Source organism: uncultured Lactobacillus sp., from assembly GCF_948948975.1.
Lineage (GTDB): Bacteria > Bacillota > Bacilli > Lactobacillales > Lactobacillaceae > Lactobacillus.
The window spans coordinates 1-19,642 of record NZ_CARBVX010000027.1 but is presented as its reverse complement, the minus strand read 5'-3'; the positions used below and the strand labels follow the sequence as shown (position 1 = coordinate 19,642).

Sequence of the window (19,642 nt, the reverse complement as noted above, 5' to 3'; positions counted from 1 at the left end):
TCAAAGGAATCATCAGTTCAATTTGATGAAGCTTCATTAAACGAAGAATAATCAAAAATTATATTAAAAAAGGCCTCATTTATGAGGTCTTTTTTTATTGGCTTAAGTGTGAAAAAATGCAAATAATATTTGATGATCGTGGATGTAAAAGCTTTTTTAAAAAATATAGTAGGCAAAAAAAGATAATCAAGAATTTAATTGAAAAAGCCATTGTTAAAGAAGTTACCACTGGGATGACAAAGATTAAATTGGCCAGTAGGAAAAGAATTAAGGGACAAAAAATTTATGAATTTCGATTAAATCTTGGTACTATTGGATCGGCTCGAATTGCCTTTTCAGTTTTTAAAGAAAAAGCCATTATTTATTTCATTAGTAAGGATATAGAAAAAGCATCTTTTAGTAAGGCATTTGAAAAAGTCTTGAAATAATACAGGTTAGTCATGATATACAAGTATAGTAAATGATATCACTTTCAAAAAATAGTTATCAAAGAAATAATAAGTAAACAAAACCCTCGTTGATTTAAGTCAACGAGGGTTTTTAATACTAAAAATGTAGAGGAAAATGAAGAATGAATTATGGATTTATTTCCGACGAACCTTTACAGGAACTGGAATTGGTTTATTTATGATTACTGCGTTAATAGCAAGTAATGTTACAGTGCTAATACCTAAAATTAATAATGTCATTTAAACCATTCCTTTCTTACTTGATTGATATTCATCTTAAGAGGAATTTGTGAATTTTTTGTGACTTATATTTAAGATAAAGTCTAAAAAAATCTAAATAATTTTTCTTTATTTATAAAATACGAACAATATAATTATTAATAGTAAAAATAATTAATAAATAAGTGTAAAAAGACTAAAAAAATCGACGAGTTTATGTTAGAATTTCATCATTGACGATTTTAATAAAGAGGAATTAAAGAATGAATAACGATATCGAAAGTGTATTGTATACTCAAAATGATTTAAACAATCGTATGGATGAAATGGCTGCTGAATTAAATAAAAAATATAAAAATGAAGAGCCAATTATCGTTCCAGTCTTAAATGGAGCAATGATTTTTGCTAGTGATATGATTAAGAGATTAAGTTTTAAGCTAATTATTGATCCTATTAAGGCATCTAGTTATGAAGGAAGCCAATCAACAGGAAAAGTAAAGATTACGCAAGATATTAAGTCAGATGTAACAAATCGGCCAGTAATTTTTATGGAAGATATTATTGACACAGGACGTACTTTGCAAGCACTTAGTGAAATAATGAAAAAACGTGGGGCTAAAAGCGTAGAGGTTGTATCGATGCTTGATAAACCTGAAACACGCGTCGTAGATTTCCATGCAGATTATTATGGTTTTAAGGCTCCTGATGAGTTTTTAGTTGGCTATGGGTTAGATTACAATGGCTTGTATAGAAACTTGCCTTATGTCGGAATTTTAAAGCATGAAGTTTATGCTAGTTAAAGGAATAAATAATGCGCGTTAATGTATTGCAACATACTCCAAACGAGGGGCCCGGTGCAATTAAAACCTGGGCCGATAGTCACCATTATGAACTCTATGTGTATCACCCTGAAACTTTTGGTAAATTGCCAACTGCTAATGAAACAGATCTACTCGTAATTCTAGGTGGTCCCATGAGTCCAAACGATAATCTAGAGTGGCTAAAAAAAGAAAGAATTTTAATTAAAAGAATGCTTGAAGCCGGTAAGCCGATGTTTGGGGCTTGTCTTGGCGCACAACAAATCGCAATGACGATGGGAGCTAAAATTTTGGATGCCCCTTATAAGGAAGTAGGGTGGGCTCCAGTTTACCTAAAAAATACAACAATATCTGGTATTCCGAAAGTATTAATAGCCCTTCATTGGCACCAACAAATGTTTGAAATTCCCGTAGGTGCAAAACATTTATTTTCTAGTGACTTAGTAGAGAATCAGGGCTTTTTATTAGGAGATAATGTTATCGGCTTACAGTTTCATTTTGAGCCTGAAGAAGATAACGTTCGAGAAATTGCTATTAACGACAGTGAGTATCCACTTGAAAATAATGCTCTAAATCAGACTGCTGAAGAAATTATTGCTCATGGTGTACCCCAAGAGAATAAAGAAGTAATGTTTAAATTACTTGATTTTATTACTAAAAATTGAGTGTAAATTTTGGACTACTAATAAAAAGTAAGCTATTATAAAGCTGTAAGTTTTTCGAGGAGGAAAAATTATGGCTAAAATTTTTATTTTTGGTGGTTCCGGCAGAGTAGCTACAGACTTAATTAAAGATTTAGTAGCTGATGGTAATACAGTAACAGCGGCTGCTCGTCATCCAGAAAATATTATTAAACTTGATGGTGTAACATCTGATAAGCTTGATTTACATTCTGATGTAGAAGATATTAGTAAACAAGTAAAAGGTTTTGATGCTATTTACTTTACTGCTGGGTCTCGTGGTAAGGACCTTATTCAAACTGATGCTATGGGAGCAATAAAAACTATGATGGCTGCTGAAAAAGCAGGTGTTAAACGCTATATTATGCTCAGTTCAATGCTTAGTTTAGATGTAGACTCATGGAAGAAGATTCCTGAACTTGAAGATTATTTAGCTGCTAAATTTTTTGCAGATACTTATTTAATGAATTCAACTAATCTTGAATATACAATCCTACAACCAGGGACGCTTATTGAGGAAGCTGGAACTGGTAAAATTCACCTGGATGTTAAGGCTGCTGATTCAAATCCAATACCTGATGTTGCTAAAACATTGGCTGAAATTCTAAAATATCCAAATACTATTGATAAGGTTATTCCAATGAGTAGTGGGAACACCCCAATTGATCAAGCATTGAAAGAAATCTAACTAGAAGAAAAAGCTCCATTGTGGAGCTTTTTTTGTGTTTGTAGTGTTAAATAATTAATTAGAATTTAAACACCTTAGAAATTTCTTCTAAGTATTTTTGGTCTAATTCATCAAAGTTAGCTAATTTAGTTGAATCGAAATCAAAAACTCCCCATAAATTGCCGTCTGTTTTAAAGATAGGGATAACAATTTCAGAATTTGATTCACTATCGCAGGCAATATGTCCAGCAAACTCATGTACATTTTGTACGATTTGAGTTTGCTTTTCTTTTGCGGCTGTTCCGCATACGCCTTTACCAATTTGAATATGAACACAAGCTGGTTTTCCCTGGAAAGGACCAAGAATTAATTCTTGATTCTCATAACGATATACACCAGCAAAGTTAACATTATTAAGGGAATTAAATAATAAAGCCGAAATATTTGCTGTATTTGCAATCCAATCATTTTCGCCTTCGACTAAGGCTTGAGCTTGTTTTAATAATAGTTGATAATTGTCTTCTGTAGTGGCAGTCATGATTGAATACCTTCTTTCTGTTAAATTGTTCTAATTCTAACATTAATTTAGTAAATTAAGGATTTTAAACCAATTTTTTTCAGGAGAAACTTATGTATTGTGATTACGATATAAGCAGTAATAAAAATAATAGGAGCTAAAGAAATTGGTAATAAAAAGATTAATAAAATAGCACTGAGTAGTGGTTTTTCCAAAATAATAGTAGTACTTGCAACAACTAGGATAGATACAGTGATTACTGGTTGAATTGGAAGAAACTGTGCAACAGCAGCTCCAACAGCAACACTGGCAAAGATAGCAGGGAAAATTTTACCACCACGCCATCCCATTGCAAAGCCAGCATGAGTAGAAAAAGTTTTAATCAAAGCAATGAGCAATAAGAATAAAGGAGAATAAGAAAGAGCAGTTTTAGAAAAGGGAACAATATGAAATTCTCCAGAGAACAGCACGTAGTTAGTTATTAAAGTTAAAAGACTTAATATTATTCCCCATAAAGTTGCCTTAAAAATTGTGTGTAGTCGCCAGGCCTCTGCTTTAGTAAATACTTTTTCGAAATATAAGAAAAAGTATCCAAAAATAATACCGATAATTACGGGAATTAAACTATACCATAAGATTGACCATGACCAATTAATAGGACGCTTATGAATTCCGAAGGCACCTTCTTCAGGAAAAAGAGTAAAGACTATAATAGTTCCAATTACTCCAATCAAAATATTGAATAGAATAAAAAAATTTTTATGATTTTTAGAATTAAAAAGGCTATTGAAGTTAGGCGTTTTAAGAAGCTTATCTTTATCAATACTTATTTGCCAGAAGTGTACCCAACCTGAGGCCTGCGTAGAGATCAATCTGATTTTATCCCCAAGCCAATTTATCATTCCAGAAGAAAGAACAGTAGTGGAGGCTTCTGGTCCAATACTTCCACCAGCTCCTAATGATAAAAGTCCTAGAGTAAAAGACTTCCACCAAGAATGATAATCGAGTTTCCCATTTTTTCGTACATCATGTAATACTTCTTCAATTGTTAGAGGATAGGAACCTAATTTTTTTACTAAGATCCCGATAATTATTCCAAATGGTATACAAATAAGAAAAGGATAGGCAGGACGTAAAGAAAAATTATTATGATGATTAAAATAACCCCAAATAAAGTCGATAATATAGTTAACTAAGTTGAGGTATAAAGCAGTTAGGATACCAATAATAAAGCTCCATGTACTACTAAAAATTAAAATATTTATACTTTTTTTAGTCATTATCGTCTATTAATTCCTCCATATAAATTAGATTTATGATAGCAGTGTACTTTATTTGTTGTCTTGGTTCAAATCGCTCATAATAAATTTGAGAGCAGAATAATAAAGAAAGGATTGGTCCAGTTATGATTGGAAGAGAAACTCAAATACGCCTAGTAAATAAATTAGAGAATATTCACCATGTTGTAGTTCAAGCTTCCGCAATTGATGGAAGTAACGTCTTTGCCTTGCAGCTTCTTCATAAACAAAGCGACGTTGTTGTTTACCAAACTCCAAATGATAGTGAAACTGTTACATTTGATGAAGACCATCCTATTTTATACTTAAAGGGCCAAAATTCAGCTGGAACTGCTGGTGGACATACACAGACCTGGGTGCAAAGCGGAGAAAATAATAAATGGTTTGTTGGTACTAAGCCAAAAAGACATGGAAGTACCTATTGGACAACACAAATTGCAAGAGTGGAAGTTCCTGGGTATCAAACACAAGTATTTGCTAATAATACTGATTTACCACGGCTTTCCTACCTTAACCGAGCAGGGGCTGGTTATGGAGATGGAGGTACAGTTTATCCAGGAAAAGATTTAGTAAGAGTAGAGGCAGCTGTTTCACCAAATGGTCATTATTTCTTGATTGCAAGTATTGATATAAATCATACAGGTTATTTTGCACTTTATGACCTTAATGAAGTGAATAATAAATTAGATGAGGCAGAAGAAAAAGCTGAAGATATTAATATTGAGAATTTAACATGTTTAGGAGCATTTAAGGTACCTCATTTTAATGATCAAAAGATTGTTTCTATTCAGGGATACGGAATAGATGATAATAAGGATATCTATATTTCGAGTCAACCAAGTCCGCATACAACTTTTTTAGGTTTTCCAAAACAGGGGAAACCTCGTGAAGTTGTTAAAATTCCGTGGGGGATAACTGATCCAGATAAGTGGTCTGTCGTTAATTTAGATAATAGCTTAAAACTTGATGCTTTAGATTTTTGTACTGAATTTGAAGGGATTCAAGTAACTAGTGACTGTCTTTACTTAACAGTAGCTTATCATCAGCGAAATAGTGATTTAACAACTCTAATGAATCGTATTTACCAAGTTGAAAAATTTTAGAATGAAAAATAGACAGACTTTTATGTCTGTCTATTTTGCTATAATTGATAAAAATGAGGTGTGAAAAATGGAAAAAATGCGTTGTAGTTGGGGAAATAGTAAGAATCCACTCTATCAAGAATATCATGATAATGAGTGGGGTAAGTTGAATCTAGATTCAACTTACCTATATGAGATGCTTGTATTAGAAAGTTTTCAATCGGGATTATCTTGGAAAACAATCTTAAATAAACGGGAAAATTTTCGAAAAGTATTTGCAAATTTCGACTATCATGAAGTAGCCAAATTTAATGAAGATGATTTTGAAAGATTAATGCAAGACAAAGGAATTATCCGAAACCGACTAAAGATTAATGCTGCAATTAATAATGCAAAAGTTTTAGTTAAACTAGAAAACAACAATCAAACTTTCAAACAAATTTTAACTAAGTCTATTCCTGAGCCAATAAATCATCATCCTAAAAAAATGGAGGATGTTCCTGCTTCAAATGATTTGTCTAAACAAATTTCAAAAGAAATGAAAAAAAGAGGTTTTAAATTTGTAGGGCCAGTAACAATATATTCATTTTTGCAGGCAGTTGGATTAATAAATGATCACCTAGAAGATTGTAGGTTTAAGAATGGAGAACTGTAATGCCTTTGTTACTACCGACAAAACAAGTAGTGATTATGTTTATCTTGATGTTTGTTGGCTGGATTTGCTACCAGGTAAAATTTCTCCATGAACAAACAGTAAAAGATTTAACTAAGATACTTCTTTATGTAGTATCACCATGCTTGATTATTAATTCTTTTCGACAATCTTTTTCAGTTACTAGATTAATACAATTTAGCTTAATTTTTTTGCTGGTACTTGTTTTATTTGTGTTCAAAATTATTGTAAGCTCGATTCTCTTTAACAAAAGAACAATTAAAGACGAGCAAAAAAGAACAATTCTACGATATGCTGGAACTTACACTAATGCAGGTTTTATGGGAATTCCCTTAGTACAGGCGCTTTTAGGAAATAATGGTGTATTTTTCGCAGTACCATATTTGATTATTTATAACATCTTTATGTGGACGCATGGCATTAGAATGTTTACTAGGAAGAAGCAGTCATTTAAAGAGAGTGTTCGTCAAGCTATCGTTAATCCTAATATTATTGCAGCGATTGTAGGAATGATATTGTTTGTAATTCAAATCAAATTACCTGATATAGTTTCTGATCCTATGAATTATATTGCTAATTTGAATACTCCTCTAAGTATGATTGTTATTGGTACAAATCTTGGAGCTATTAATTTAAAAGAAGACTGGCATGATAAGTTAGTTTGGAGTGGAGTATTAGTTAGAAACTTGTTTTTCCCCTTAATAATCTTAGGCTTTTTACTAGTTTTACCACTTCCATCAATTGCGAAAATGACAACTTTAATTATGGCAGCTTGTCCAGTAGCAGGGGTAGTAGTGCTTTTTAGCTTAATCAGTAATTTTGAAGTAAAATTTCCTACTAAATTAATGTGTTTATCTACTTTAGTAGCAATTATTACTCTTCCAGTCATAATTAGTTTGGCTAATTTAATGGGAATATAGAGGAAAAATGAAAGAAAAGAAGAATAATTATTTAGCAATCAATAAAACTAGTGTATCAATTAAGTGGCTCACAATAGCCTCACTAGTCTATCTGTTAATCTATACTGAAGCTGGTGATATAGTAACGGCATTTTCTGAACTTTGGGCCCCAATATTGTATTTAGTGATTGTTTGTTTTTTAGCACTGGGAGCAAAAATATTTTATAAAACAGATAGTGTTTTTATTAAGTTACCTAAAGAGGGTAAAGTCAAGATCTTAACCATTATCTTTTGTATTATGTTAATGGCTTTATACTTTTTAATGAATCTGATTGCAAGCTGGGCACAAGTCTTTAATTTAATGCCTGAAATGATGTGGTCTTCTATTTGTGTTGCTTTAGCCGCTGGAATTGGAGAGGAATTTCTTTGTCGTGTAACTTTGTTTAATTTATTTACCAAGATTTTTGAAAATAAACAGTACGTTTTGCTTTGGTCGAGCATTTTTTCTTCAGTTTTATTTGGATTATTCCATTTGATTAACTTAGGACATGGGGCACAGCTAGATGCAACTTTCCAACAAGTTTATTATGCAACTGCTATCGGGTTAGCCTTCTCCTATCTGCATATTTTTACTAATCGAATCTGGCCATGTATTCTAATGCATTTTTTATTAGATTTACAACCAAATATTGCAAATATGAATGCTGAGGCTTCACCATGGGGTCCGATATTAATTATTTTTGGAATTGTGATAATTGTTTCGATAATTTGTATTTATGCTTTTAATAAAAGAGTTAATAAAGTTGAAAATTAAAAAAAGCAGATCACTTGATCTGCTTTTTTATCAGAATAATTAAAGTCCAAATGGAATCTTGTAAAGGAAAATTCCGATGATTGCACCTAAGATAGGAGCAACTACAGGAACCCAGCCATAGCTCCAGTGAGCATCCTTTTTATTAGGAATTGGTAAGATTGAGTAAACAAGTCTTGGACCGAAGTCACGTGCCGGGTTAAGGGCTGGACCAGTTGGACCACCAAGTGCCATAACCAAAGCAGTGATTAAGAATCCTACACCGATATTGGCAATGTCAACTGCTTGTTTGAAGAACATACCCTTGTATAAACCGATTGCAACAAACATTAAGACACCAGTACCGACAAGTTCAGAAATGAAACCATTCCATTTACTGTTAACGCAGTCGCTAGTAGCAAAACATGCAAAAACAATATTAGAGTCGGTAGATTTTTTAATATATGGCCAGTAAATAGTGATAATAAGAAGTTGACCACAAATTGCACCAAGAACTTGTGAAATAATGTAAGGTGTTACTTGTGCCCAGGGGAAGACACCAGCAGTAGCTTGAGCAAGTGTAACGGCTGGATTAAGGTGATTACCAGAAATTGATCCAAAAAGCATTGCTGGAAGCATAACACCAAAACCAAAACTGAAGGCGATTAAAATCCAACCACCATTGGCTTTACCATCATGAGCATTACCAGTAGTTCCCTTTAAAAATGAGTTGGCAACGGCACCGTTACCAAACATAACCATGATTAGCGTACCGAAAAATTCGGCAAAATACTTGAGCATCCAACTATGTTCCATAAGATACTTTTTCCTCTCTTGAAAAAAATAAGTGAAAAATAAACACAAGTATTGATTATACCTAAGTTTGTAAAAAAAGCATAGATATTTTTTAAAGAATCTTGCAATTTTAAGCAAAAAGTTTGCATAATAAGAAGATAAATGTCCAAGCTCTAATTACCAAATGTAATAAGGGCTCTTTTTGTTATTGAGGGAAGTGCTTTAATGAATAAAAAACAGATTACGATGGTGACAGTAGCGTTGATGCTAGGGAACGTTATGGCAGGGTTAGATGGAACTATTACTAATACGGCTATTCCTGCTATCGTTTCAGCGTTACGTGGGATCCAATTTATGGGGTGGATTGTGGCGGTCTACCTCTTAGGAATGTCTGTTTCAATACCAATTTGGACAAAAATTGGAGAAAAAATTACTAATAAATTAGCTTTTGAGATTGCACTAGTGCTGTTTGTTTTAGGTTCAACGCTTGAAGGACTAGCACCTAATATCTACTTTTTCTTAGTTGCCCGAATGATTATGGGAATTGGTGGTGGAGGAATGGGGTCCTTGCCTTATATTATTGCAGGGTACGTCTTTCCAAATATTAAGAAAAGAACCCAAGTTTTGGGATATTTGACAGCTAGTTTCAATGGAGCAGCAATTTTAGGACCTTTAGTGGGAGGTTGGCTAATTGATGCTTTATCATGGCACTGGGTATTTTATATTAATATTCCAATTGGTTTAGTTGCTTTATTAATTTCCTTGATCTATTACAAGCCAGTTACACCAAAAACTGCTCCAGTTTTTGATTTACAAGGGGCCTGTCTACTAGTTAGTGGTTTAATTATATTTTTAATGGGAATTCAACTCTTAGGGTTAACTGCAACTTGGATTGTAGTAGGGTTGATCCTATTTAGCTTAGTTTTACTGATCTTTTTCTTTTTGCATGAAGCTAAAGCAGAAAATCCAATTATTCCTTTATCTATCTTTAGTAATCATGATTTAAATGGTGATTTGATTTTATTTGCGACTACGTGGGGAGCTTTTATTGCTGTAAATACATATTTACCAATGTGGGCTCAAGCTCTTTTAGGAATGTCGGCTTTAATGGGTGGGATGACGTTAATTCCTAACTCCATCGTTGAAATTATTGCATCCCAAACAGTTGCTACAATTCAAGAAAAAATTAGAACTTTTACGCTAGTAATGATTGGAATTGTTACAATGATGATTTCATCTGGTGGTCTTTTCTTAGCTAATGATCAAACTCCTCTCTGGATATTAATTTTGATTGGGGCATTTTCCGGCATTGGAGTAGGATTTATTTTTGTTGCACTTCAAGTAAAAGTACAAATCGATGCTGGAATGGAAGATATGGCAACTGCGACCTCAACTTCTTATTTAATTAGAATTTTAGCTCAAACTGTTATGGCAGCAGTATACGGGGTCATCATGAATTTAGCGTTAGCTAGTGGAATTAATACGCATTCAAATATTACGATGCATATGATGAATGAACTAAGTGACGCAAAATCAGCTAAATTATTGCCACAGTCTTTACTACCAGAAATGCGTAAAATTTTTCATAGTGGTATACACGAAATTATGGCTGTTTCATTCATTTTATTGTTAATTGCAACCATCTTTAACTTTTATTTTAATTTTAAGCAGCCAAATAAAAAACTTAATAGATCATCAAAATAAAGCTTGTGTTTAGGGAATTAAGCAAGTATATTTTAGATAAGATTATTAGCCTTGATTATTGCAAAATAATTGGGGTTTTTTATTTCATAGAAAAGTAGGTGTACTGATGACAAAAAGGCAAGTAACGATGGTCACATTTGCTATGGTTTTAGCAAATGTAATGGCGGGATTAGATAGTACGATTATTAATACAGCGATTCCAGCTATTATTGCAGACTTACATGGAATTCAATTTATGGGATGGATAATTGCCATTATGCTCTTAGGAATGTCTGTTTCAACCCCAATTTGGACTAAAGTTGGGGAAAAGATTGGTAATAAGTCGGCTTTTGAATTATCGTTACTCTTTTTTGTATTAGGGTCACTTTTTCAGGGACTGGCAAATAATATGTATTTTTTTCTTTTAGCTCGAGCTTTAATGGGAGTAGGGGCTGGAGGAATGGGTTCGCTACCCTATATAATGGCTGGTTTTATCTTTGATAATATTAAAGCAAGAACAAAAATTTTAGGTTATTTAGGGGCTGCCTTTAGTGTAGCAGCTATTATCGGACCGCTAGTAGGTGGTTATTTGGTTGATTCACTTTCTTGGCATTGGGTCTTTTATATCAATATTCCGATTGGACTTTTAGCAATTTTTCTTTCATTGTTCTATTATCGTGAAGGTACAATTAAAGAGACTCCAAAGTTTGATGTATTGGGCTCTTTCCTAATTATTGTTGGTCTAACTTTACTTTTATTAGGAATCCAACTTCTTGGTTTAACTAGCAGCTGGATTGTGATCAGCTTAGTCGTTGCTGGCATAATTTTACTAGTCTTATTTTTTATGCATGAAGCTAATCACCCCAATCCAGTTGTACCTATTAGCATGTTTAAAAATCGTGCTTTAGTTGGAGATTTTTTACTTTTTATTTTTAGCTGGGGAGCTTTTTTAGCTGTAAATACCTATTTGCCAATGTGGGCGCAAGGATTACTTGGAACAACTGCATTACTTGGCGGGATGACGCTAATTCCTAATTCTTTAGTTGATGTTGTAGGGACTTTAGTAGTTAACCCCTTAAAAGCACGCTTTAGTAATCGAACTCTGCTCTCAATGGGATTAATTTGTATTTTGATTTCGTCTTTAGGTTTAGCACTAGCGCCGCAAAGTACTAACATTTGGTGGTTAGCTGGTATCGGAACTTTTTCTGGCTTTGGTGTGGGTTTTATTTTTGTTTTACTTCAAATAAAAGTTCAGGTTGATGCTAGTGAAAAAAATATGGCACCAGCAACGTCACTTTCATATTTGATTAGAATTTTAGCTCAGACTGTGATGGCTGCAGTTTATGGAGTAATTATGAATATGGAATTAGCGCGCGGAGTAAGAGAGAATTCTGGTATAACAATGGGGATGCTCAATAAATTAAGTGATGCCAATTCCGCAAAAAGTTTGCCGCAGAATTTACTTCCAACAATGAGAAATATTTTTCATTTAGGACTTCAAGAAATTATGTGGTGTGCGACCGCCTTATTAGTAATTGCAATTGGTTTAAATTTAGTATTTAACAAAAAGAGTAAATAAAAAGATTGATAGATAATCGTTAAAGAAAACGACTATCTATCAACCTTTTACTTTATTAATTATTATTTACTAATTACTCTTTTTAATTTTGCCGACAGCTATTGGTAAAGTAACATGTGGACCATAGTTTAAAACGCTGCCTTGAACCGTATCTGGAAGAGATAAGCTGTCAGGCACACCATGAATATAAACTACGCGCTTATCTAGAGCTAGATCAGTTGTATTAAAGATTTCTTTAAAATGCTTCTTTAATTCATTTAAAGGAACATCAGCTTCGTATAGATAGTGACCATATTCATCAGCGTGTGGGTAGGAATCAGTCGGAACATTAATAGTTTCTGGATTTGCATTGAATGGAACCATCGTTGTACCTGATACCGGTTCAGTTTCTGGTAAATCGACAAAACCATCTCCGTTTAAGTCATTGTCCATTGTTGCTACATGAGCATCTTTACCATCGGGGAAACCATGGAAGTGTTGCCAGTGTTCGATGTTTGCTGGAGTGTCAAACATTTCAATCATAATATGTAGCGTATCTTGTTCCTCATCTTCAGTAAAAGTAGCAGTTCCGTGAGGAGAGCAAGCTATTTTTTCGGCATTAAGTGGTCCAATTTTAGCAATATATTTCTTCATTTTAATTTCCTTTCTAAAAAATTAAACTTTCAACTGTATTATAGAAAGGAAATTAAAATGAAGAAAATATGATGCTTAGAAATTATTGTTAGATAATGATAGGAGAAGATTTAACTATTAATGACGATATGATTCTCAATTATTTGTAATGTAATTAAAGAGGAGGACAAATTATTAGACAACGAACTTTCACTTATCATTGATATGACAATTAAACCATTACCATTTTTAAACGGTATCCCTAACTTAAATGTAAATCTATCTGCTGAAAATGCGGGCCGAACTGTAGTATTAATTGGTATTGCAGCCTTAGCTCTAGTAATTATTGGAAATCCTGAATTGCTTCCTGTAGCAATTGCTGCTATTTAAATTACACTATTAAAATCTAAAATAGTATTTACATCTATTTTTTATTGTTAAAAATAATTTAGTTTTTTTGAGTACTGTATTATTTTGAGATTTTGAAATTATTTTTATAATTACCTTCTGATGATGATTATTTAAATTAGAATCTTTAAACGAACTAATAATATACATCTTTTTTGTATTAATAAATATTGCAGTATCTAAGTCTAAGATTCCAGCAGGATTAATATTTTTTGATGAGATATTATATTTATTTTTTAGAATAGAAATATCGGAATTTGATAAAGAAAATAGAGAAATTAATGTTGGAGTTGGGTATTGTTGGGCCCAAAAAAATGCAGCATAGATTGTCATGATTAACGGAGAAAATATTCCTAATAAACAAATTATTTTAGAAAAAAAATCAGCATTATTTAAAGATAATATAAAAAATATAGTTGCTAAGAAATAAATTATATGTATAAAAAAACGTGTAAAGCGAGACTTTTGGGGTACATAGATTAAATTTAGAAAAAACACTAGCCATGTTGCCTTAAATACATCCCACTTAGTTAAGCGAGATAAAAAAATAGGGTTGTCTTGTGAATTCATAAAAAACACCTTTCGAAAGTTATAGATGTTACGATTTTAAAAGATAAAAAGTTGAATGTCAAAATTAATTAGTTTAAAGAAAAGAGGAGAGGATTGAGTACAAAAGACTATATAGAATTAGTAGAGCTGGCTTTATGGATTATTAGTATTATTAGTGTGACTGTATTAGGGTATGTTCATTTTAAGGAAAAACAACAAATATATTTTATCCAACTTGCTAGACAGCTAATGATTGATTATGTATATTTTTATGATAAAGAACTTATCTCAAATGAGAAAAAGTTAAATAATGTAGTAAGAGCAGTTGTGACCAGCTTAGAGAAAAAAGGATTCGTAGTTTCTGAAAATGATGTAAAAAATATCATTGCTGGTATTGAAAAGATAGTAACTGACTTACGATTGAAACAGATTAATAGTTAAAGCAATAGGGGCGAGCAGACAAGCTTGTCCCTATTTTGTATAGCATTAGAAATTTGATTTTTAAAGAAAAGTATTTTTTAATTAAAGAAGTAAATTATAATTTAGAAAAGAGAAGGATTCTTATTTTAGACGAACAACCCGCCCGATGGGGCTCTAAGAATTATCATAAAGTTAAAGATTTATATTATAGTGCTTTTCCAGAATGGGAAAGATTCTCATGGATCTCAATGGTATTAATGAGCTTGCGAAAGAAACTCCAACTTAATGCCGTTTATGATGGAGAAGTATTTTGCGGGATGGTTTGTTACTATATTAGTGACAATACTGTTTATTTGGCGTACTTAGCTGTTGAACCAGAATTACGTGGCAATGGATATGGGAGCAGAATTTTACATATGCTTGAAGAAAAATATCCAGATCAGCAAATTGTATTAGATATTGAACCGCTTGATCCTGATGCAGAGAATTATCATCAACGTGTTAGTCGTTTGCGTTTTTACCAGAAGAATGGTTGGCGTAGAACTCACCAGATGTTAATCGATGCAGATGGTGAATTTGAAGCATTAGTAGATCAAAACCATTTTGATAAAAAAGATTTTGCCAAAACGCTAAAACAAATGAGTTTAGGTTTTTATCGCTTTAGAATTGAAAAATAATATTTTTAGTCACTCAATTATTGAGTGACTATTTTTTTATGAAAAAGTATAAAATAGTATAAAAATAGATTTAAAGTATAAAATAGTATAAAATAATATAAAAACAATGATGAGGTGAGATACATGAACCCATTTAACCCTACATTTGGTGATGTGCCTAAAATATTTTTGGATAGAACCAAGCAATTGGATACTGTGATCAAGGGGTTAGAACATGAAACAAGTCCGTATCATACTACTTTGGTTTACGGATTACGGGGATCGGGAAAGACAACTTTTCTAAGTGACATCAGCAATCAAATGTCTAAAAAAGATAATTGGATTGTAATTAACTTAGCTGTTGGAGAAGATTTATTAATTACATTAGTAAAATTAATCTATGATCGGATGAACAATAAATTTCATAAGATATTTGATCAGCTAGATTGGCATTTTGAACTTTGGGGTATTAGCTTTAATAAGGAATCACAGAAGCTGGAAAGTAACGATGCAAGAATAATCTTAGAAGGAATTCTTAAGCAACTAAAGGCTAAGAGAATAAAAGTTTTAGTAACTTTAGATGAAGCTCAGTCTACAGTAGAAGTAAAACAATTTGCAACAACTTATCAACTAATGAGACGGGAAAAGTATGATATTTTTTTGATTATGACTGGCTTACCCTCAGAAGTATCTGAATTACAAAATGATGATATACTAACATTTCTTCTAAGAAGTGGAAGAATAACTTTAACGCCGCTTGATGCTATAAGTATGAAATATAGTTATCTCTCTGCTTTTACAAAAGGTAGAAGAAAAATTGATGATGGCGTTTTAACTAAAATGGTTAGAATGACGGCTGGTTATGCATATGCATTTCAATTATTGGGATATCTGGTTTGGGATACGGAAGATAAATTAATTACTGATAGCACTCTGCAAACTATATTGCCTGAATATAAGGAAATGCTTTTTAGAAATGTATATGTAAAAGTTTACAGCTCATTATCACCAAAGGATAAAGAATTTATACAAGCTATGATTGAGAGTGATGAAGATAAAGTTGCTATTAGTAAAATAATGGCGAAAATGGACAAGCCTAAAAATTATATTTCTATTTATCGCCGTAGATTAATTGATGACCAGGTAATCATTAGTAAAGAACGGGGAAGTGTTGAATTTACGTTGCCATATTTTGCTGATTTTGTTGAAGAATTTGGTGATATGTATTAAAAAGTAAAAAGACATGAAACGGGGGATTGTTTCATGCCTTTTTACTAAAGAATATTATCTGTAATGTAAGTAAGGACACCTTGTTCATTATTTGATGTAGTTGTATGATTTGCAACCTGTAAAAGCGCCGGATCTGCGTTTGCCATAGCAACTCCATCTCCAACTTCCTTAATCATTTCTAGATCATTTCCACCATCACCAAAAGCAGTCATTTCAGATAAAGGAATATTAAGTAGTGTGCCAAGCTCCTGTAAGCCGTGAGCTTTATGGATTCCGGGCTGGATGATGTCGATATCACCATGACCGCTGCTTGTAACATCACAATAATCTGTTAAGTTTTCTTTTAAGAAATTTACATAATAATCAGTTTTATCATCAGGACAAGAAATAGCAAATTTAACAATGTGGTCCTTAATGTCTGCTAGCTCATTAATTTTTTTAAGATGATAATAGTAGTGAGTTGATACATCATAGTAGCGGACGGAATATCTAATTGGAAAATACGCACTTTCAACTCCAGAAACTAAAAATTCTAGTTCTGGTTGTTTTAATAAAAAGTTGTAGATTACTTTACTTGATTCATCTGAAAAATAACTCAGTTTTAAAATTTCTTTTTGATTTCTAACAATCGCGCCATTTTCTGCGACATAGATTATATCAGGAAAGTCTTTAAAGAAAGAAACAAGTTGGTAATATTGATTACCACTAGCAACAGTGAATTTAATATTATTTCTTTCTAATTCTTGATAAATTTTAGTGAATTTGTCTTTATCATAAGTTTTATTATCATTTAAGAACGTACCGTCCATATCAACGGCAATTAATTTTGTCATTTAATATTTCTCCTTTAACTACGTATTACTGGGGTATAAGATCTCAAAATATGTATTGATAAATTGAACTCATTTTCTATAATTAATTATGTAATTGATATAAAGAGGGGAAAACTATGAATAAGAGTTCAAATGGTTGGCGCGTCTTTTTAAAGAGCGTCTGGTTTGGTATTATTGCGGGAATGATCTCTGGAATGGTTAAGATTGGTTGGGAGAAAATCTTACCACCGAGAACCTTAGCACGTGATGTTGTTAATCCACCACAACACATGTTGCAACAAATGGGTGCATCGTATAAATTTACTCATGCTTACGTCATTTATAATACTGATCAAAAAGTTTTCTGGGTTGCCTTAATTTTACACTTTAGCTTCTCAATTTTCTTTGCATGGCTTTTGATTTATATGGTCCAATTCAAGAAAACTGCTTGGGCTGGCCTATGGGAAGGTGCTTTGTATGGAATCATTATTTGGATCGCATGGCATCTAATTATTATGCCAGTTCTTGGTACAACGCCAGCACCTTGGCAAATGCCATTTGAGGAACACTTCTCAGAATTCTTTGGCCATATCGTTTGGGGTTGGTCAATCGCTGCAGTGGGCTATTACTTAATTGCTAAACAAAAGGTGAAGACCTTAACAAATCAATATTGGTAAAAACATCAATCGATCTTTCATTAGGAAGGTCGATTTTTTGTTAAAAAACAAATTTATCTAATGCTTTAGCAATCCCATCATTATCATTTGAATCAGTAATGTAGTCTGCATGATCTTTTGCTTCTTGACTTCCATTGCCCATAGCAACTGCAGTACCAACAATATCAAACATTGAAATATCGTTCTTTTCATCGCCAAAAGCAATCATTTCATCTGGAGTAATGCCTATCTTTTCACCCAACTCTTTTAAGCCATTTCCTTTATTAACATTGGGATGTAAACATTCTAAGAAATGATCATCAGCTCGAACAATATAAAAATCCTTGCTAAATTTTTCTCTTAGAGTAGGTTCAACTTGATCGAGGATTTCCTTTGAACCAACAAAACATCCCTTTGAAATTTCAAAATTATCGGGCATTTCATCAGGGGTTCGAATGAACATAGAGGCTGTATTTTTCCAGGCCTGAAGCAATTCAAAATAGTCTACATCATGATCGGCCGTAATAATTCTTGAATCAGGATCGACAATATTGAAAGGGACTTTTTGTTCTTTGGCAAATTTAGTTAAGGCACGATAAAGTGCATTGTTAACCAAATCTTGAGTCATTATTTTGCCATCAGCAGTTCTAGTGATTGCGCCATTTAAAGTAACGGCATATTGATCACTGCCTTCAATACCTAGTTCTTTCATGAAATGCGCTAAACCAGCGATTGGTCGACCAGAACAAAGTACAACTTTAATTCCTTGGTCTAAGGCTTTTTTTATAGCTATCTTAGTTGAAGGTAAGATTTTATTTCTTGAGTTTAGGAGTGTACCGTCCGTGTCTAAAGCAATTAGTTTAATCAATTTAATTCCTCCTCGTGTTTTATATATGATTAAGATATCATTTATAAATAGAGACTAAGTGTCATTTTCGTAACTAAGAAGTAATTATTTTGAAAGGGATTACAATGATTGAACATGAAGAGGTTCAAAATAATCAGCGACTACCATTTTATTTTTATTATGATAATAAAGTTATGCAGCCCGAACATTGGCATCAAGGAATTGAACTGAACTATTTAATTAAAGGAAAAGATCTTCGTTTTGCTCTTGAAGGACAGACTTATCATTTCAATAGTGGAGATATTTGGTTAGTTAATCGACGTCAAATTCATAGTGCATCAGGTGAAGCAGGAGAATGGGAATATGAGGGGTTAATTATTGATGATGATTTTTTATTAAGTCAGTATCCATCGAGTATTAACTGGAATCTCAACTTATTAGGCCAGAAGAGTACAAAAAAGCAGCGGGCATATAATGAATTAGTAAAAGAGGTAGCAGAACTTGGTCGGTTGTGCCGAAAGCCATTAACTGATGCTCGTCGTTTTATAGTATTAAGTCATCTGATGAAAATTATTGTTTTACTTGATCAAAATTTTAATAATAAAGAGCAAGTTGTTCAAAGTCCCAATCTAGCTTTAGGAGATGAGATAATTAAGTATATTAACGAGCACTTTCAAGAGGATATTCAAGTTGGTGATATTGCAGAGAAGTTTAATATTTCTCATGTGACATTAAACCGGCAATTGAAGCAGACTAATAACTTAAGCATGGGTAAATATCTAAAATTGGTTCGTTTAATGCATGCTAGAGAACTACTTTTAAATACAAATAAATCAATTGAATTAGTCGCTTATGAGAGTGGTTTTTCTAACACTAGAGTTTTAAATAGAAATTTTAAGTCCTGGAAACACAAGACTCCTACAGAGTACCGTAATGAATTTAGCAAATATTTTAGCTAAGAGAACTTGAGTATTATTTGTCAACTACACAGCAATTAAACAATATTTTTAGTGAATAAAAAAACTAGAGCCACATTACTTGCAGTTCTAGTTTTTTGAAATATTCAATTAATTAAAATATTTCTGCTCAGATTTTTCTTTCTTTTCAGCTTCAAGTGCCTTTTCACTGGCTGCTTGTTTAGGTAAGATCCAGTTCATTAACATACCAAAGATTGTACATAAAGCAACTGAAGTTAATTGGAAGTTACCAAGTTGTAGGTAAGCTCCACCGATACCAATAACTAAGATGACAGAAGCGATTAACATATTACGTTTTTCGCCAAAGTCGATTTTATCATCAACTA

The 19,642-nt window shown here is 32.5% G+C and carries 23 protein-coding genes and 1 pseudogene; 16 read left to right on the top strand and 8 right to left on the bottom strand.

What is annotated here, in order from left to right:
- The first annotated feature begins 116 nt into the window (after positions 1 to 116).
- The 4 genes from Q9R40_RS08860 to Q9R40_RS08845 all read left to right on the top strand — a co-directional run bounded on the left by Q9R40_RS08860 (position 117) and on the right by Q9R40_RS08845 (position 2,854).
- The gene (locus Q9R40_RS08860) at positions 117 to 428 is read left to right on the top strand and encodes a hypothetical protein (protein WP_304677349.1); all 312 of its coding nucleotides are present in this window, start codon (positions 117 to 119) and stop codon (positions 426 to 428) included.
- Positions 429 to 931: 503 nt separating this feature from the next.
- Positions 932 to 1,468 (top strand): hypoxanthine phosphoribosyltransferase, encoded by a 537-nt coding sequence (hpt, locus tag Q9R40_RS08855; protein ID WP_094498125.1) that lies wholly within the window; start codon positions 932 to 934, stop codon positions 1,466 to 1,468.
- An 11-nt stretch (positions 1,469 to 1,479) separates the two neighbouring features.
- Positions 1,480 to 2,151, top strand: a complete 672-nt coding sequence (locus Q9R40_RS08850; RefSeq protein ID WP_304677348.1) for a type 1 glutamine amidotransferase — start codon at positions 1,480 to 1,482, stop codon at positions 2,149 to 2,151.
- Positions 2,152 to 2,221: 70 nt separating this feature from the next.
- Positions 2,222 to 2,854, top strand: coding sequence for an NAD(P)H-binding protein (locus Q9R40_RS08845; RefSeq protein WP_297938132.1), 633 nt, complete (start codon positions 2,222 to 2,224; stop codon positions 2,852 to 2,854).
- A gap of 58 nt (positions 2,855 to 2,912) precedes the next feature.
- On the opposite strand, the gene Q9R40_RS08840 is transcribed toward Q9R40_RS08845, so the two are convergent.
- Positions 2,913 to 3,371 (bottom strand): GAF domain-containing protein, encoded by a 459-nt coding sequence (locus tag Q9R40_RS08840; RefSeq protein WP_053107454.1) that lies wholly within the window; start codon positions 3,369 to 3,371, stop codon positions 2,913 to 2,915.
- Between the two features lie 47 nt (positions 3,372 to 3,418).
- Positions 3,419 to 4,630, bottom strand: a complete 1,212-nt coding sequence (locus Q9R40_RS08835) for a chloride channel protein (protein WP_304677347.1) — start codon at positions 4,628 to 4,630, stop codon at positions 3,419 to 3,421.
- Between the two features lie 125 nt (positions 4,631 to 4,755).
- On the opposite strand from Q9R40_RS08835, the gene Q9R40_RS08830 reads away from it, so the two are divergent.
- From Q9R40_RS08830 to Q9R40_RS08815, 4 genes are all read left to right on the top strand, one after another.
- Positions 4,756 to 5,751: a class III bacteriocin gene (locus tag Q9R40_RS08830; protein ID WP_304677346.1), complete on the top strand. Its 996-nt coding sequence runs from the start codon at positions 4,756 to 4,758 to the stop codon at positions 5,749 to 5,751.
- 67 nt (positions 5,752 to 5,818) lie between these two features.
- Positions 5,819 to 6,385 (top strand): DNA-3-methyladenine glycosylase I, encoded by a 567-nt coding sequence (locus tag Q9R40_RS08825; RefSeq protein WP_304677345.1) that lies wholly within the window; start codon positions 5,819 to 5,821, stop codon positions 6,383 to 6,385.
- Positions 6,385 to 7,323 (top strand): AEC family transporter, encoded by a 939-nt coding sequence (locus Q9R40_RS08820; protein ID WP_300591870.1) that lies wholly within the window; start codon positions 6,385 to 6,387, stop codon positions 7,321 to 7,323. The genes Q9R40_RS08825 and Q9R40_RS08820 overlap by 1 nt, the downstream gene beginning before the upstream one ends.
- 7 nt (positions 7,324 to 7,330) lie before the next feature.
- Positions 7,331 to 8,116: a CPBP family intramembrane glutamic endopeptidase gene (locus Q9R40_RS08815; protein ID WP_304677344.1), complete on the top strand. Its 786-nt coding sequence runs from the start codon at positions 7,331 to 7,333 to the stop codon at positions 8,114 to 8,116.
- Positions 8,117 to 8,155: 39 nt separating this feature from the next.
- On the opposite strand, the gene Q9R40_RS08810 is transcribed toward Q9R40_RS08815, so the two are convergent.
- Entirely contained in the window at positions 8,156 to 8,908 is a 753-nt protein-coding gene (locus Q9R40_RS08810) for an MIP/aquaporin family protein (protein WP_004896866.1), read from the bottom strand.
- A 204-nt stretch (positions 8,909 to 9,112) separates the two neighbouring features.
- Here Q9R40_RS08810 and Q9R40_RS08805 point away from each other — a divergent pair, with 204 nt between their 5' ends.
- Together Q9R40_RS08805 and Q9R40_RS08800 are read left to right on the top strand one after the other, a co-directional pair.
- Positions 9,113 to 10,591, top strand: a complete 1,479-nt coding sequence (locus Q9R40_RS08805; protein ID WP_304677343.1) for an MFS transporter — start codon at positions 9,113 to 9,115, stop codon at positions 10,589 to 10,591.
- A 106-nt stretch (positions 10,592 to 10,697) separates the two neighbouring features.
- Complete coding sequence (locus Q9R40_RS08800; protein WP_304677342.1) at positions 10,698 to 12,149, top strand: MFS transporter; 1,452 nt, start codon at positions 10,698 to 10,700, stop codon at positions 12,147 to 12,149.
- Positions 12,150 to 12,218: 69 nt separating this feature from the next.
- Here the strand turns inward: Q9R40_RS08800 and Q9R40_RS08795 are convergent, their stop codons facing one another.
- Complete coding sequence (locus Q9R40_RS08795) at positions 12,219 to 12,782, bottom strand: hypothetical protein (RefSeq protein ID WP_304677341.1); 564 nt, start codon at positions 12,780 to 12,782, stop codon at positions 12,219 to 12,221.
- A gap of 204 nt (positions 12,783 to 12,986) precedes the next feature.
- Here Q9R40_RS08795 and Q9R40_RS08790 point away from each other — a divergent pair, with 204 nt between their 5' ends.
- A complete protein-coding gene (locus Q9R40_RS08790; protein ID WP_304677340.1) occupies positions 12,987 to 13,151 on the top strand; it encodes a hypothetical protein in 165 nt (54 codons plus the stop codon).
- Positions 13,152 to 13,160: 9 nt separating this feature from the next.
- Here Q9R40_RS08790 and Q9R40_RS08785 read toward each other — a convergent pair whose 3' ends face one another.
- Positions 13,161 to 13,739, bottom strand: a complete 579-nt coding sequence (locus Q9R40_RS08785) for a hypothetical protein (RefSeq protein WP_300591884.1) — start codon at positions 13,737 to 13,739, stop codon at positions 13,161 to 13,163.
- Between the two features lie 93 nt (positions 13,740 to 13,832).
- Here Q9R40_RS08785 and Q9R40_RS08780 point away from each other — a divergent pair, with 93 nt between their 5' ends.
- The 3 genes from Q9R40_RS08780 to Q9R40_RS08770 all read left to right on the top strand — a co-directional run bounded on the left by Q9R40_RS08780 (position 13,833) and on the right by Q9R40_RS08770 (position 16,024).
- Complete coding sequence (locus Q9R40_RS08780) at positions 13,833 to 14,159, top strand: hypothetical protein (protein ID WP_023599345.1); 327 nt, start codon at positions 13,833 to 13,835, stop codon at positions 14,157 to 14,159.
- Positions 14,160 to 14,386: 227 nt separating this feature from the next.
- Positions 14,387 to 14,815, top strand: coding sequence for a GNAT family N-acetyltransferase (locus tag Q9R40_RS08775; protein WP_023599346.1), 429 nt, complete (start codon positions 14,387 to 14,389; stop codon positions 14,813 to 14,815).
- A gap of 123 nt (positions 14,816 to 14,938) precedes the next feature.
- Positions 14,939 to 16,024, top strand: a complete 1,086-nt coding sequence (locus Q9R40_RS08770; protein ID WP_304677339.1) for an ATP-binding protein — start codon at positions 14,939 to 14,941, stop codon at positions 16,022 to 16,024.
- Positions 16,025 to 16,068: 44 nt separating this feature from the next.
- Here the strand turns inward: Q9R40_RS08770 and Q9R40_RS08765 are convergent, their stop codons facing one another.
- The gene (locus Q9R40_RS08765) at positions 16,069 to 16,857 is read right to left on the bottom strand and encodes a Cof-type HAD-IIB family hydrolase (RefSeq protein WP_304677338.1); all 789 of its coding nucleotides are present in this window, start codon (positions 16,855 to 16,857) and stop codon (positions 16,069 to 16,071) included.
- A 116-nt stretch (positions 16,858 to 16,973) separates the two neighbouring features.
- Between Q9R40_RS08765 and Q9R40_RS08760 the strand changes: the two genes are divergently transcribed.
- A complete protein-coding gene (locus tag Q9R40_RS08760; protein WP_304677337.1) occupies positions 16,974 to 17,513 on the top strand; it encodes a DUF1440 domain-containing protein in 540 nt (179 codons plus the stop codon).
- A gap of 40 nt (positions 17,514 to 17,553) precedes the next feature.
- Here the strand turns inward: Q9R40_RS08760 and Q9R40_RS08755 are convergent, their stop codons facing one another.
- The gene (locus Q9R40_RS08755) at positions 17,554 to 18,360 is read right to left on the bottom strand and encodes a Cof-type HAD-IIB family hydrolase (protein ID WP_304677336.1); all 807 of its coding nucleotides are present in this window, start codon (positions 18,358 to 18,360) and stop codon (positions 17,554 to 17,556) included.
- Between the two features lie 104 nt (positions 18,361 to 18,464).
- Here Q9R40_RS08755 and Q9R40_RS08750 point away from each other — a divergent pair, with 104 nt between their 5' ends.
- Complete coding sequence (locus tag Q9R40_RS08750; protein ID WP_300591890.1) at positions 18,465 to 19,298, top strand: AraC family transcriptional regulator; 834 nt, start codon at positions 18,465 to 18,467, stop codon at positions 19,296 to 19,298.
- Between the two features lie 108 nt (positions 19,299 to 19,406).
- Here Q9R40_RS08750 and Q9R40_RS08745 read toward each other — a convergent pair.
- Positions 19,407 to 19,642 (bottom strand): annotated as a pseudogene (locus tag Q9R40_RS08745) (uracil permease); the annotation flags it as partial.